The sequence below is a fragment of the Sphingomonas sp. CFBP 13728 genome (genome assembly GCF_014841895.1).
In the GTDB taxonomy this organism is placed as follows: Bacteria; Pseudomonadota; Alphaproteobacteria; order Sphingomonadales; family Sphingomonadaceae; genus Sphingomonas.
In genome coordinates, this window is the sequence record NZ_JACYUS010000003.1 from 493,983 (window position 1) to 508,061 (window position 14,079).

The 14,079-nt window shown below is 66.2% G+C and carries 17 protein-coding genes; 8 read left to right on the forward strand and 9 right to left on the reverse strand.

Annotated elements, in window-relative coordinates:
• Positions 1-13: 13 nt before the first annotated feature.
• The 6 genes from IFT67_RS15190 to IFT67_RS15215 all read left to right on the forward strand — a co-directional run bounded on the left by IFT67_RS15190 (position 14) and on the right by IFT67_RS15215 (position 3,549).
• Entirely contained in the window at positions 14-268 is a 255-nt protein-coding gene (locus IFT67_RS15190; RefSeq protein WP_192239015.1) for a DUF6356 family protein, read from the forward strand.
• Between the two features lie 211 nt (positions 269-479).
• Positions 480-884: a hypothetical protein gene (locus tag IFT67_RS15195; protein ID WP_107962749.1), complete on the forward strand. Its 405-nt coding sequence runs from the start codon at positions 480-482 to the stop codon at positions 882-884.
• Entirely contained in the window at positions 881-1,084 is a 204-nt protein-coding gene (locus IFT67_RS15200; protein WP_107962748.1) for a helix-turn-helix transcriptional regulator, read from the forward strand. Before IFT67_RS15195 ends, IFT67_RS15200 begins: the two co-directional genes overlap by 4 nt.
• Position 1,085: 1 nt before the next feature.
• Positions 1,086-2,039 carry an alpha/beta fold hydrolase gene (locus tag IFT67_RS15205; RefSeq protein WP_192239016.1) on the forward strand — a complete coding sequence of 318 codons (954 nt, stop codon included), beginning with the start codon at positions 1,086-1,088 and terminating at the stop codon, positions 2,037-2,039.
• A complete protein-coding gene (locus IFT67_RS15210) occupies positions 2,036-2,803 on the forward strand; it encodes an alpha/beta hydrolase (protein WP_192239017.1) in 768 nt (255 codons plus the stop codon). Before IFT67_RS15205 ends, IFT67_RS15210 begins: the two co-directional genes overlap by 4 nt.
• Positions 2,800-3,549, forward strand: coding sequence for a tetratricopeptide repeat protein (locus IFT67_RS15215; protein WP_192239018.1), 750 nt, complete (start codon positions 2,800-2,802; stop codon positions 3,547-3,549). Before IFT67_RS15210 ends, IFT67_RS15215 begins: the two co-directional genes overlap by 4 nt.
• Positions 3,550-3,579: 30 nt before the next feature.
• Here IFT67_RS15215 and IFT67_RS15220 read toward each other — a convergent pair whose 3' ends face one another.
• Entirely contained in the window at positions 3,580-4,686 is a 1,107-nt protein-coding gene (locus IFT67_RS15220) for a fatty acid desaturase family protein (RefSeq protein WP_192239019.1), read from the reverse strand.
• 177 nt (positions 4,687-4,863) lie between these two features.
• Between IFT67_RS15220 and IFT67_RS15225 the strand changes: the two genes are divergently transcribed.
• Positions 4,864-6,015, forward strand: a complete 1,152-nt coding sequence (locus IFT67_RS15225) for an N-acetyltransferase (protein WP_107962743.1) — start codon at positions 4,864-4,866, stop codon at positions 6,013-6,015.
• A gap of 74 nt (positions 6,016-6,089) precedes the next feature.
• Here IFT67_RS15225 and IFT67_RS15230 read toward each other — a convergent pair whose 3' ends face one another.
• The 6 genes from IFT67_RS15230 to IFT67_RS15255 all read right to left on the reverse strand — a co-directional run bounded on the left by IFT67_RS15230 (position 6,090) and on the right by IFT67_RS15255 (position 12,840).
• Positions 6,090-6,884, reverse strand: a complete 795-nt coding sequence (locus IFT67_RS15230) for a transporter (protein WP_192239020.1) — start codon at positions 6,882-6,884, stop codon at positions 6,090-6,092.
• Complete coding sequence (xth, locus tag IFT67_RS15235) at positions 6,881-7,651, reverse strand: exodeoxyribonuclease III (protein WP_056057510.1); 771 nt, start codon at positions 7,649-7,651, stop codon at positions 6,881-6,883. Before xth ends, IFT67_RS15230 begins: the two co-directional genes overlap by 4 nt.
• Positions 7,652-7,658: 7 nt before the next feature.
• Positions 7,659-7,997: an iron-sulfur cluster insertion protein ErpA gene (gene erpA / locus IFT67_RS15240; protein ID WP_107962740.1), complete on the reverse strand. Its 339-nt coding sequence runs from the start codon at positions 7,995-7,997 to the stop codon at positions 7,659-7,661.
• Positions 7,998-8,271: 274 nt separating this feature from the next.
• Positions 8,272-9,450, reverse strand: a complete 1,179-nt coding sequence (locus IFT67_RS15245) for a M23 family metallopeptidase (protein WP_192239021.1) — start codon at positions 9,448-9,450, stop codon at positions 8,272-8,274.
• Between the two features lie 236 nt (positions 9,451-9,686).
• The gene (locus IFT67_RS15250; RefSeq protein ID WP_192239022.1) at positions 9,687-10,139 is read right to left on the reverse strand and encodes a peroxiredoxin; all 453 of its coding nucleotides are present in this window, start codon (positions 10,137-10,139) and stop codon (positions 9,687-9,689) included.
• Positions 10,132-12,840, reverse strand: a complete 2,709-nt coding sequence (locus tag IFT67_RS15255; protein ID WP_244647411.1) for a bifunctional [glutamine synthetase] adenylyltransferase/[glutamine synthetase]-adenylyl-L-tyrosine phosphorylase — start codon at positions 12,838-12,840, stop codon at positions 10,132-10,134. Before IFT67_RS15255 ends, IFT67_RS15250 begins: the two co-directional genes overlap by 8 nt.
• 75 nt (positions 12,841-12,915) lie before the next feature.
• On the opposite strand from IFT67_RS15255, the gene IFT67_RS15260 reads away from it, so the two are divergent.
• A complete protein-coding gene (locus IFT67_RS15260; protein WP_192239023.1) occupies positions 12,916-13,098 on the forward strand; it encodes a hypothetical protein in 183 nt (60 codons plus the stop codon).
• A 51-nt stretch (positions 13,099-13,149) separates the two neighbouring features.
• On the opposite strand, the gene IFT67_RS15265 is transcribed toward IFT67_RS15260, so the two are convergent.
• Positions 13,150-13,803: a sigma-70 family RNA polymerase sigma factor gene (locus IFT67_RS15265; RefSeq protein WP_192239024.1), complete on the reverse strand. Its 654-nt coding sequence runs from the start codon at positions 13,801-13,803 to the stop codon at positions 13,150-13,152.
• Positions 13,804-13,899: 96 nt separating this feature from the next.
• On the reverse strand, positions 13,900-14,037 hold the full coding sequence (locus tag IFT67_RS15270) for a hypothetical protein (RefSeq protein WP_181321155.1): 138 nt from the start codon (positions 14,035-14,037) through the stop codon (positions 13,900-13,902).
• Between the last annotated feature and the right edge of the window lie 42 nt (positions 14,038-14,079).

Genomic DNA, 14,079 nt, shown 5'->3' on the forward strand with positions numbered 1-14,079 from the left:
CAGGAGACTGCCCATGTTCCGCCGCCTGTTCCTCGACCACCCTGCCACCGTCGGGGAGAGCTATGTCGAGCATTTCGGCGTCGCCGGGCGCTTCGGCATGACGATGATCAAGGGCGGCCTCGGTGCGCTGGTCCATGCGGTCGTGCCGGCGTTGTGCAAGACGCGCGGGAGCGACACGGTCGCCGATCTGCACCGCCAGATGGTGCTGAAGCGCGGCGCTGTCGCGGCGGATCAGACGCAGATGAAGACGGTGGAATTCATCATCTGACCTCTGCCGGGAAGCCCGCAGGCTTCCAAAGGTTACGATAAGGTCACACTCAGGACGCGTTGCGGCCACGTCTGGCCCGCGTCCTCCCCCTCCGTCACCCTCCGTACCATCTCTTCCCGGCGGAGAAGGAAAGCGCGGCCATGTAAAGCGTCATTGACTCTGCCTAGGCATAGCGACAAGTTCCCTTTACTGATTCGAAAGGGTGCTTTCCATGGCTTACAGTGCAGCGGTCCGCCAATATAGTCGGCGGGTCATCGTGTTAATGATCCTGTACGCGGCGAGCCTGATGACGGTCGTCTACAGCTTCAGCCGGCATCTTTTGACGGGTCCCCCGGCCTATGTGGCGGCGATCCTGCCCGCTCTGCCGATTATCGGCATATTCGCCGCGATCGGCCGCTACCTGATCGAAGAAACCGACGAATATATGCGCATGTTGATGATCCGGCAGTCGTTGATCGCCAGTGGCTTCATGCTCAGCATCGTCACGGCCTGGGGGTTTCTCGAAGGGTTCGGCCTCGTCCCGCACATCGTTTCCTACTACGCCGCGGTGCTCTGGTTCGCGGGCATGTGGGTCGGCTGGGGGTACAATATCGTGGTGACGCGGCGCGCAGCATGAAGAACCGCCTCAAGGTGCTGCGTGCCGAGCGGGACTGGAGCCAGGGCGATCTGGCCGACCGTCTCGGCGTCTCGCGGCAGAGCGTGAATGCGATCGAGACGGGGCGCTATGATCCGTCGCTGCCGCTCGCGTTCAAGATCGCCGAACTGTTCGACCTCAGCATCGAAGACATTTTCACTAGCCCGTCGAAGGAGTCGTGACATGATTTCGCACTTCAAAGCTCGCCTTGCCGCTACCGCCGTGACGCTGATGATCGGCTTGAGTCCTGCCGCGAGCCACGCGCAGGCTGCGACGGCCGCCGCGCCGAAGGTCGATGCGGCCGAGACTCAAATGCCGCACATCTCGGTGCAGGCCATCGGCAAGGGTACGCCAGTGATCCTCGTTCCAGGGCTGTCGTCGCCTCGCGCGGTGTGGGCGGGCGTCGTGCCCACACTCGCCAAGTCGCACCGAGTGTATGTGGTGCAGGTCAACGGCTTCGGTGGCGACGATCCGCGCGCGAACCTGTCGCCCGGCATTCTCGATGGCATCGTCGCCGATCTGCACACGCTGGTCGCCCAGTCGAAACTCGGCAAGCCGGCCATTGTCGGGCATTCGATGGGCGGCCTGGTCGCGCTGATGCTGGCCAAGGCGCATCCGGAGGACGTCGGCAAGCTGATGATCGTCGATTCGCTGCCGTATATCGGCGAGATATTCGCACCCGGCGCGACGGTGGCGGCGCTCGAACCTCAGGCCAAGGCGATGCGCGTCGCCATGGCCGCGGCGTACGGCAAGCCGGCGAACCCGGCGGCGAACGAGGCGCTCGCCGCGCGCATGGCACTGAAGCCGGACTCACGCGTGGCGGTTGCCGGCTGGGCAGCAAAGGCGGATGCGCGCGTCTCGGCACAGGCGATGTACGAGGACCTGACGACCGACCTTCGCCCCGACATGGCGTCGATCGCTGCGCCGATCACCTTGGTCTATCCGTGGAACGCGACGGGGCCGACCAAGCCCGATGCCGATGCGCTTTATCGGAAGGCTTACGCGACGGCGCCGCACGTAACCTTGGTCGATATCGGCGATGCCGCGCATTTCGTGATGCTCGACCAGCCTCCCGCGTTCCAGGCTGCACTCGACGCCTTTCTCCAGCGCTTAGGCGCGGCTAAGGTGCCGGCATGACCGATACCGCCACGCCGCCTGCACCGACGGCCCTCGCCAAGGAGCGCCCTCGCCTCGCCTATCACCATACGCCCGCGGCCGAGGGCGTGACCGGACCGACGATCGTGTTCCTGTCGGGCTATGCGTCCGACATGATGGGGACCAAGGCCGTGACGCTGGAGGCGTGGGCAAAGTCCGAGGGGCGCGCGTTCCTGCGGTTCGACTATGGTGGCTGCGGGCAGAGCGAAGGCGCGTTCGAGGACCAGACGCTGGCCGACTGGCGCGACGACGCGCTGGCGATGATCGATGCGCTGGTTGAAGACTCCGCGGTGATCGTCGGGTCGTCGATGGGCGGATGGCTGATGCTGCTGGTGGCCAAGCTGCGGCCCGATCTGGTGAAGGGTCTGGTCGGAATCGCGCCGGCACCCGACTTCACCGACTGGGGCTTCACCACCGACGAGAAGATGGCGCTGCTCAGCAACGGGCGGATCGAGCGCAAGAACCCCTATGGTCCCGAGCCGACGGTCTATACCCGCGCGTTCTGGTCGTCGGGCGAGGCGAACCGGCTGATGTTCGGCGAGATCGCGTTCGATGGTCCGGTCCGACTGATCCAGGGGCAGCGCGATCCGGACGTGCCGTGGCACCGCACCGCGCGGCTGGCCGAGCTGTTGCGTTCAGCCGACGTGCAGACGTGCCTGGTCAAGGACGGCGACCACCGCCTTTCGCGCGATCCCGATATCGCGCTCATCATCCGGGCGGTCGAGGATGTGATCGCCGCCTTATGATCCTGACGTTGTTGCTGATCGCCGCGCAGGCCTCGCCCGTTGCCGGGCCTGCCGTTTCCCGCCCGGATCGCGCCGCACGCTGTGGCGCGCTGGCGCAGACCGATCCGACAGCCGCACGTGCGGAAGCAGGCCGATGGCGGATCGGCGGTGGCGGCTATCTCGCGCGTCAATGCGCTGGGCTGGCATTCGCGGCCGAGAAGAACTGGTCGTCCGCGGCGGCGGAGTTCGAGGAAGCTGCGCGTGAAGCGCAGGTCGCCAAGGACGCAAGCGCGGCAAATTACTGGGCGCAGGGCGGGAACGCATGGCTCGCGGCGGGCCAGCCGGCCAAGGCACGCGCCGCGCTCGATTCAGCGCTGGTAGCGGGAACGCTGACCGGATTGCCACTCGGCGAAGCGCAACTCGATCACGCGCGCGCGCTGGTCGCGGCGGGTGAGCTGAACGCGGCGCGTGGCGATCTGGATCGGGCGCTGAAGAACGCGGGGGATGATCCGTTGGCGTGGCTGTTGTCGGCAACGCTTGCCCGGCGGATGAACGACCTGCCGCGGGCCAAGACCGATATCGCCGAAGCCTTGAAGCGTTCGGCGGACGATGCTTCGGTGCAACTCGAGGCGGGCAATATCGCTGCGGCGCTTGGCGACGAACCCGGTGCGCGGGCGAGCTGGGGAACTGCCGTGCGGCTGGCTCCGACCAGCAACGCGGGCCGCAATGCCGCGGCCGCGTTGAAGCAGTTCGACGTTTCCAAATGACGGTCCGGGCGATGTGCCCGGACCCTCGTGTCAGCGACGGACCATCGTGCTGCGGGCGATCTTGCTGACCAGCCCCGGCAGCCCCGGATAGCTCGCCTTGTGATATGGCGACATCGCGTCGAGTTCCGCCGAGATCCGGCGATGTGCCTCGCCCAGCGCGTGATAGGGGAGCCCCGGCAACAGGTGGTGCAGCGCATGATAGCGCAGCCCGACCGGCGCCCAGAGCGCCGGCAGCAACGCCGGCGGCGGCACGTTGACGGTGTCGAGATACTGCGCCGTCACGGTCATCGGTTCGCCGTCATTCTCCCAGAGATGCGCGACCAGCGTACGGACCTGATTGAGCACTGCGAAGGCCGATGCGATGCCAAGGATCGTCAGGAAAGCGCGGAGCGGGAGGACGCCCGTTACCGTGATCGCGATCAGCGTGATCGCCCAGAGACTGGCGGCGATTTCGAGCCGATCCCAATAGGCCTTTGCCTCGCCTTCGGGTGCGCGACGGCGGAACTGCGGGTTGATCGCCAGCGCCGAATAGCGCTCGACCACCATCGTCCGCAGCTTCGGGGACAACAGCGACACGGGCGACAGGATCGCGAACCGGACGAGCAGCGCGATCGGTGCCAGCGCCGAGACGACGATGAACAGCGGCAGCGTCCACGGCTTCATCAGCGCGAGCGGCAGATATTCGGGATCCTCGACCGTGCCATAGCGAGTCTTGGCGTGATGGAGGTTGTGGACGCCCTCGTACATGAACGACGGAGTCAGCATCGGCACGCCGACCAGCACGTTCCAGCCGAGCCGGAAATTGGGCACGGCGGCATGCTTCATGTGGCTGACCTCGTGGATGAAGCTGAGGCCACGATACAGGCCGAGCACCGATGCGATCGCCGCGACGATCGCAATCGCGGTCGAGTCCGACGTCGCGGCGACGAAGAGCGCGCCATAGCCGAGGACCATCGACGCGATCAGGTCGCCCCAATAGACGGCAGGCCGCGGCTTCACCAGATCGCGCGTGAGATCGGCGGCGGCGCGCAACATCGCCTTGTCGTCGGCAACGCGCACGAGGCCACCCGCCGGAGAACCGGCCACCGGAGGGGCTGGAGCGGCCGGGCCGCGGGCTAGGCTGAGCGATGTGTCCATGGGTGTATCCTTTGCCCGAAGATAGTGGCCGCAGCGTGGCATTTACAGGTTTGACGCGCTCCTCACCCGCCGAGGAAACACGATCACCGTGACAGAGCCCGGCGATGACGCATGTGTTGCTCGCCTTTACGCGTGATGCTGGATAGATACGCTCGACTGCGCTTTCGGGAACGACACATGGCCAAGCTTACCATCCGTCCGGTCGAGACGAAGAAGGATCGCAAGATCTTCATCGACTTGCCGTTTCGCCTGTACGCGGACGATCCCAACTGGGTGCCGCCGCTGAAGTCGGAAGCGCTCGGGCTGATTACGCCCGAGAAGAACGGCTGGTTCAGCCATGCCAAGGCGCAATTGTTCCTCGCCGAGGAGGACGGCCGCGTCGTTGGGCGGATCTCCGCGCATATCGATACGCTGGCGCTGACGATGCCGCCCGAGCAGGGCTTCGGTCCCGGTGTCGGCCAGTGGGGGCTGATGGAGGCGGAGCGGCAGGACGTCTTCCAGGCGCTGCTGGCGCGTGCCGAGGCGTGGCTGCGCGAGCAGGGCATGACGCGGGCGCTCGGACCGATCAGCATGTCGATCTGGGAGGAGCCCGGCCTGCTCATCGACGGCTACGATCATCCGCCGACGATCATGATGGGCCACGCCAAGCGCGAATATCGCGGCTGGATCGAATGGGCGCAATATCGCCCGATCAAGCAGCTGATGACGTACGAGGTCGACGTCACCAAGCAGTTCCCGCCGATCGTCCAGCGCATCATCAAGTCGGGCGAGAAGAACCCGCGGATCGTCATCCGCAACGTCGACAAGACAAAGTTCGAGGAAGAGGCGGCGATCATCCTGTCGATCCTCAACGACGCGTGGAAGGACAATTGGGGGTTCGTGCCGCTCACCCCGCCCGAGATCAAGGACGTCGGCGTCAAGCTGAAGCCGATCGTGTTCAACGACCTGATCCGGATCGCGGAGGTCGACGGCGTACCCTCGGCCTTCATGATCACGCTCCCCGACATGAACGAGGCGATCAAGCCGCTCAACGGCAACCTGCTGCCGTTCGGCTGGGCCAAGCTGTTGTGGTGGTTGCGCAAGCCCAAGGTGCGGACCGTGCGCGTGCCGCTGATGGGGGTGGTGAAGGAGTTGCAGGCGTCGCGGATGGCGAGCCAGCTGGCCTTCATGATGATCGAATATATCCGCCGTGCCTCGGTCGAGCATTACGATGCGAAGCGCGCGGAGATCGGCTGGATCCTGGACGACAACCAGGGGATGCGGTCGATCGCCGAGACGATCGAGAGCCGGGTGAACAAGGTGTATCAGGTTTACGAGCGGGTGCTGTAGGCCAAGCGCCTGCGGAGTTCGGGAGGGAGCGGCGGGCCTGCCACCGCCTGAAGCGGAAGCAGCCCGGCCGGCATCTAGAACCTGCGCGATATCCCTGCATAGACCCGCGCATCGGGCGTATGATCGTTGAGGCCAGCCGCGCCGAGCACGTCGAACTGGAGATCTTCGCTCGCCGCCCACGCCAGCGACAGCGCTGCGACCGTCTGCGTCGCATGCCCCTCGGGATCGTCGTCGCGCAGCGCCTGCATCTCGCCGGTGAGCGTGAAATCCTTGTTGAGCTTGTACGCCAGACCGGCCGCCGCGCTGTAGGCGAGATGCCGGCCGTTACCGTCCTGATCGACCGCGGCGTCGATTTCGGGGGTGAGATCGAGCGAAAGCGTATCGGAGAGCTCGTACGTCACCGGGACCAGGAACCCCGTACCCCAGTCGCCCGCGCCGATCGACGAGCGTCCGACCGGAAGCGTGACGAAGGGCAGCACCGCGACCGAGAAACCCGAGCCGTCGGGATCGTGCAGGTTCGCCTTGAGCCCCAGCGACACGTCACCGATGCCGTTGACCGTATCGACGCCGGTATCGTCACGCATCCGGTCGTGACCGAACGGCGTCCAGCCGACCCGCGCCTCGATCGTATCGCTCAGGCCGACGCGCACCAGCGTGTCGCCGAACAGGATATTGTCCTCGCGCGAGCCCGGCTTGTCGTCGCGGGTCCAGTCGGCGATCGCGGTCTCGACCGAGATCTTGCCGGGCGCCATCGTGCAGGCGGGCGTGTCGATCCCCGGCCGCTCGGGGCAATATTCGCGCTCCTGTGCGCTGGCACCGGTCGCATACAGCGCGGCGATCGACACCAGCGCGACGGCGAACGTCTTCATCGCAACCGGACCCAGGTCGGCGCGTGATCGCTGGCCTTTTCGCGGCCGCGATAGGCCTTGTCGACGCCGGCATCGATCATCCGGTCGGCGGCCTGCGGGCTGAGCAGCAAGTGGTCGATCCGGAACCCGGCGTCGCGCTGCCACGCGCCCGCCTGGTAATCCCAGAACGTCCAGACGCCGCCCTTGGGGAATTGCGTGCGGAGTGCGTCGGTCCAGCCTTGTGCGACGAGCGCGCGGTAATGCTCGCGGCTTTCCGGCTGCATCAGCGCATCGTCCTGCATCGCGCGGACCGAGAAGGTGTCGTCGTCGTTGGCGATGACGTTGTAGTCGCCCGCCAGGATGGCCGGCTTTTCCTCCGCGAGCAGGACGCGCGCGCGGGCCGCGAGGCGGTCCATCCAGCGGAGTTTGTAGTCGAACTTCGGGCCGGGCTGCGGGTTGCCGTTGGGAAGGTAGAGCGCGGCGACGATCAAACCGTCTATCTCCGCCTCGATGTAGCGGCTGTGCTCGTCCTCGGGTTCGCCTTCGAGACCGCGCTGGCGCACGACGGGCGTGCCGCTCTTCGCGAGGATCGCAACGCCGTTCCAGGCCTTCTGGCCATGCCAGACCGCGCCGTAGCCGGCGGCTTCGATGTCGGCGATCGGGAAGGTATCGTCGCTCGACTTTAGTTCCTGGAGACAGACGATGTCAGGCTGGTCTTCGGTGAGATACTCGATCAGCCGCGGCAACCGCGCCTTGATGCCGTTGACGTTGTACGTGACGATTTTCATGGGCTGGTCAGACCGAGAAGCTGGAGCCGCAGCCGCAACCCGACGCGGCATTGGGGTTCTCGACCTTGAACGCGGCGCCGGCGAGCGACTCGACGTAATCGACCGCGCAGCCGCGAACGAGATCGATGCTGACGCTGTCGACGACGAGCTTCACGCCGTCATGCTCGGCGATCACGTCATCGGCCTCTACCGAGTCGGCGAACCCGAACTTGTACTGGAACCCGGAACAGCCGCCGCCGTCGACCGAGAGACGCAGGATCGCCGGCTTCCCCTGCTTGACGGCGATCGCCGCGACGCGCGCCGCAGCGGAGGGGGTGAGGATGATGTCTTGGACCAGCGTTGCCATGCGCTGGAGATAGGAGGTTGCGCTATCCGCGGCAACCTTGGGGTTCGAGCCGCGTGAGGGAACGCACGCTCGCATTGCCCGGTCGCGTACGAACAACGGCCTCTACAACAGCCGCCGTCCCGTCATCCCAGCGAAAGCTGGGATCTCATGCTGATAGTCCGTCCCTGTGGAGGGATATCCCAGCTTTCGCTGGGATGACGGGGAACATGGATGACGGGGAACATGAGACGACGGGGGGTGTGGCCGTCATTACCGTGTGGATTGCGGCCGCGTGTCAGTCCTGTGCGGCGGGGCCGCTGGTCGAGACGGGGATGGCGTTCACGGCGCGGTCCTGCGCGGCGAGCAGATAGTCTGCGGTCGTCAGGAACGGGACCGGGTTTACGGCGTGGCCGTCGATGCGGACTTCATAGTGAAGATGCGAGCCGGTCGAGCGGCCGGTCGAGCCCATCAGTGCGATCAGCTGGCCGCGGGTGACGCGGGCGTTGTCGGCGACGAGGATCTTGGAGAGATGGCCGTAGCGCGTCGCGATGCCCTTGCCGTGGCTGATCTCGACCATGTTGCCATAGCCGCCCTGGCGACCGGCGTGCGCGATGATGCCGTCTGCGGTGGCATAGATCGGCGTACCGATCGGACCGGGAATGTCGACGCCGGCATGCATCGCCGCGGTGCCGCGGAACGGATCGGAGCGGATGCCGAAATTGCTGGTGAACGACAGCGAATGCACCGGCTGCACCGACGGGATCGCGATCACGCCCTGCTGCAACGTGTCGAGCTTCTTCCAGGTCTGGAACAGCGTGCGGAACTGCGCGTCGGCGCGGAGATCGGCGGTAGCCTCCTCGCTGTTCGCGGCGATCAGCGGACCACCCATTGCCGTGGCGCGCTGATGCTTGGCGACACGCTCCGGACGCAGACCGAGCTGCCGTACGGTGGCGGTGGTGTCGGCATAACGCTGGTCGAGCAGCTTCTGCGCGACGCTGGCGAGCTGGACCTGATGGCCTTCGACCTTGACGAACGGCTTCACGACGTCGGCAGCGAGCTTGTCGGCGGCGGGATCGATCGACGGGGTCGCGAGTGCCAGCGCCTTCGCGTCGCCCGTGCCGGTCAGTGCGGCGGCGATCAGTGCCTGGCGGTGATCGACGCGCTGGGCATGCGCCTGCGCGGTGTCGCGGATCGTCGCGACGCGCTGCTGCATCTGGCCGATCTGATGCTGCATCTGCGCAATCTGCGCATCCGTGTCGGCGGGCTCGACCGCACCGGCCGCCGCGACTGCGCCGTAACCGGAAAAGCCCAGTGTGACGGCGCCGATCGCGGCCATCGCGGCCTGACGCTTTGCGCCGAGGCTGATTCGACGGAGCGAATTGCCGTCATGAAACAGAAAATCGCGCGTCGCGAACACGGCCTTGAGACGCGTCACTATCACCGATACGGCGGCTGCTGCGGTAAATTCGACCATTGGTCCCCGACACAAAAATACAGGGCCGTTCGCTCCCAAAGCGGACGGCTCCCAAACTCTGTCCTGACTCGCAGCCCCTCCGCGCCCCAGACATTGTGGTTAGGCCGGACGCCGCCGACTTGGGCAATAGCGCGAGCGCGGTGACGCGGCGGAGCGGCATACCGGTGCGGCGAGTTGATGCCGGAGCGACGGAACGATGACGTCAGATCGCGAAAAACAGCGAATCCCCAACGGCTTCAGAGCGCCTTTGCAGTTGCCAGCACAGCATCCGCATGACGCGCGACGCGGACCTTGCGCCACGTCTTTGCGAGCGTGCCATCGGCGCCGAACAGGAAGGTCGCGCGCTCGATCCCCATATATTTGCGGCCGTACATCGCCTTCTCTACCCAGACGCCGAATGCCTCGCACGCCGCGCCGTCGACATCGCTCGCGAGCTGGACCGCAAGCGCGTGCTTGGCCGTGAACTTGGCATGCGCGGCGGGCGTATCCTTCGAGACCCCTACGACGGTGACGCCGGCGGCGGCAAAATCGTTCGCAAGCGCGGTAAAATCCTTCGCCTCGGTCGTGCAGCCGGCAGTATCGTCCTTCGGGTAGAAATACACCACGAGCGGCGTTCCCAGACTCGCGAGCGATACGGGCGCATCGTCGATCGTCACCGTCACGTCCGGAACCTTCGATCCCTCATCCATCCTGCTCTCCCGTCACCTGCATCCAGAACCGGCGGACCTCCTGTAACGTCGATTCGAGCGTGGCAACCACCGCCGACCAGTCCGCGACGCCGATCGCGCGCGCGATCAGCTCCTCGGACGCATGCCCCGGCGGCGTGGCATCGGGTGCAACCAGGCGCAACGTGACGAGCAGGCGAGTCAGCACGTCGTGCGCGGCTCGGATGGTGGGCGGAACGAGCTGCAGACCGATCAGGCTGTCGATCGCAGTGCCGAGATTGGGCGCGAACCCAGCGCGGTTCACCAACTGGACGACGTGAATCGCGAATTCGAGATCGACGAGTCCGCCGGGGAGCAGCTTGGCGTCGAGGGGCCCCTTGGGTGGCTTGTGCGCCGCCATGTCGGTGCGCATCGTGCGGGCCTCTGCAATGATGTCGCGGTCTGGCCGATCCCCTTCGAGGACATCGCGGACGATCCCGGCCACCGCACCGCGTGCGTCGTCCGATCCGAACACCGGACGCGCCCGGGTCAGAGCCATATGCTCCCAGGTCCACGCGTCCTCGCGCTGATACCGCGCGAAGCTGTCGAGCGTGACGACGAGCGGCCCCTGCCCGCCGGACGGCCGCAACCGCGTGTCGATCTGATAGAGCGGACCTGCCGCGGTCGCGACCGAGAGCGCAGCGGTGACGCGCTGCGCGAGGCGGTTGTAATAGAGCGTGGCGCCGAGCGGCTTGGCACCGTCCGACTCTTCGGCGAAATCGCCGGTGAACAGATAGATCAGGTCGAGGTCGGAGGCGTGCGTGAGCATAGCGCCGCCCATCCGGCCGAGCGCGAGTATGACGAGTTCGCTGTCCGGTACGCGGCCGTGCGTCTTGACGAATTCTTCGATCGCCGCGCTAGCGAGCACGCCGATCGCGGCTTCGGCGACGCGTGCGTAGCCCGCCGCGACGTCGAGCGGATCGGATGCGCCGGCGATAACCTGCGCACCGAGTGCGAACCGCAATTCGCCGACGACGCGGCGGACATGATCGAGGCGCGCTTGGTAATCGCCCCCGGCGTCGCCGGCGCGCATCGCTGTCTCCAGCGCCGCGATGTCGCCAACCGGCTCGAACGCAGTTGCATCGATCAGACCGTCGAGCAGGTCCGGGCGTCGTCCGAGATCGTCGGCGAGCGTCGGCGCGTGGCTGAGGATCGCCGCGAGCAACGTCGCCAGACCCGGCCGCGCCTCCAGCAGGCGGAAGATGTTGATCGCGCTCGGCAGCCGTTCGAGCAGCGCATCGAGCCGGAGCAACGCCGCCTGGGGAACGGGCGCAGTCGCGAGTGCCGGGACGAGCGTCGGCAGCACCGCCTCCAGTGCCTCGCGCGCGGCGGGGCTGCGCAGCGCGGGATAGGCCCCGCCCCGCCACGCCTCGATGCGCTGACGGGCATGGTCGGGCTCGTCGAAGCCGGCCGCGGCGAGGTCGGCCTCCAGCGTTACCGCATCGTGGGAGAAGGCCGGCCGCGTATTGTCGTCGAGCGCGTCGTAGATCCGCCCGGTGGCCGCGACGCGCGGTGCCAGTAGCGCGAGCAACGCGCCGGCGTCCTCCAGACCGTGCAATTTGGCGACCCGGTCGAGCGCGTCGCCGGTCGGCAAGGCGTGCGTCTGGCGGTCGTCGATCATCTGCACGCGGTGCTCGATCGTCCGCAGCAGCGTGTAGCCGTCGATCAGTGCGCGCGATTCGTCGTCGCCGATCCACCCTGCCTGCGCCAACCGCGCGAGTGCATCGCGGGTGGCCGGAACGCGCAACGCAGGGTCGCGACCGCCGTGGATCAACTGGTGGATCTGCGCGAAGAACTCCGCCTCGCGAATACCGCCGCGGCCGCGCTTCAGATCGTAGCCGGGGCCGAACGCCTGCCCCTGCGAATGATGATCTCGGATGCGGGCGGAGATCCCGCGAATCTCGCCGATCGCGCCGAAATCGAGCGCGCGTCGCCAGACGAACGGGCGGATCGCGGCGAGGAAACGCTGTCCCAGGGCGATGTCGCCTGCGGCGGCGCGGGCGCGGATGAAGGCGGCGCGCTCCCACGGCAGCGCCTGCGCCTCGTAATACCCGATCGCGGCCTCGACCGGCAGGACGATCGGCGTGATCTCCGGCGAGGGCCGCAACCGCAGGTCGACGCGCAGGACATAGCCGTCGCCGTCGCGGGCCTGGAGTAGTTCAACGACCCGTTTGCCGATGCGGATCGCCGCCTCTTCCGGCTCCTCGCGCGGGCGGCGCGGCAGGGTGGCCGGATCGAACAGCAGGATCGGATCGATGTCCGACGAATAATTGAGCTCGCGGCTGCCCTGCTTGCCGAGCGCGATGCCGACGAAGCCGACCGGCTCGGCCCCCGGCGTGCGCTCCTCGATCGCGGCGCGGATCGCGGTGTCGAGCGCGCGATCCGCGAACCCGGACAGCGCACCGGTCACCGCGGTGAGATCCAGCACGCCGGCCAGATCGCCGATCGCGACGTTCAGCGCCATCGCGCGCCGTTCGATCCGGAGCCGTTTCGCGGTCGGCATGTCGGGTGTGGCGCTCGATGCGGCGAGATCGAGCCGCCCCGCCGCCAGCGATTCCGCCAGCACCGGTTCGCGATCGAGGATCATCGCGAGAAAGGGCGACCATGACCGCGCACGTGTCACGGCAGCTGCGATCGGGCTGCCGGAGCCGTCGAGCGTGGCAAGAGATGGGATCGTTACGGGCATGACCAGATACTACAGAATCCGGTCATACTATGACACGAGAAAGCAACGAATAGCGATGTCAAGCGTTATCGCGTCATGACCTATGCATTTCTCTCGATCAAACGCGAACAAGACGGCCAACAGGTCGTTCGCCGCCCGCGCGTGACCGATGTCGTCGGCCATTCGTTGCGTAGCGCCTTCGACGGATGCGGTGGTGTACCCGACGATATGGCGTCGATGCTACGCAGGCTCGATGCGATACCGCACCGGCACAACTAGTTCAGGAGCGGTCGATCGTAATCGAAGCGCGGTGGGTGAGACGCCGGAGTCTCAGCGACCCCGGCTCAACTCCTCGACGTCGCCCATGATCGAATCGAGTGCGGTCTTCGTCGTGTCTGTCTCGTGATCGCGACGTGACGGCAGCGAACCGTCGTTGAGTATCGTCTCCAACGCCACGCGGCCACGCGCAACACGGCTCTTGATCGTGCCCACTGCAACGTTGCAGATCTCGGCGGCCTCTTCGTAGGCGAAGCCACCTGCGCCGACCAGAATGAGCGCCTCGCGCTGCGGCTGCGGCAAATGCATCAGCGCACGCTGCATGTCCCCGAGCTCTACGTGCCGATCCTGGCTGGCAGGTGCTGCAAGAATGCGGTCGGCGACCAGATCGTCCCACTCGCCCTTGAAGCGCGCACGGCGCATCTGCGACAAATACAGGTTGCGCAGAATGATGAAGGTCCACGCCCGCATGTTCGTGCCCGCCTGAAAGCGGAGACGCGCGGCCCATGCCTTGAGCAGCGTTTCCTGGACGAGATCGTCGGCGAGATCGCGGCTGCCCGAGAGCGAACGACCGAACGCGCGCAGATGCGGAATGACCTGTGCGAGCTGCACCTTGAACTCGGCGTCCGAGAGCGAGACATGCTCCACCGGCTCGACGACTTCGTCGATATCGTCCTCGGCGTCGACACGCGGAGCAGGCTGGGTCATGGAAATCCGATCAATCCCGATAGAAGACTGTCGTCGACGTGCGACGAACATAAGCGTCCGAACCGGCCATTGCCAGTAAAGTACGCCTGATAGAGGTTAGCGGAGGATGATAAATCCGAAGATGACGATGACGAGTACCAGCGAAATCGCCAATATGTACCGTGTCATATGCGGAGTCGCGCCCGCCCGAGCGTCTTCGGTATCGATGTGGATGCGTTCGTTCGGGTCAGCCATGATATGTTAAACCCCCGAAAACCGTTTTGGGTCCGCAACCAT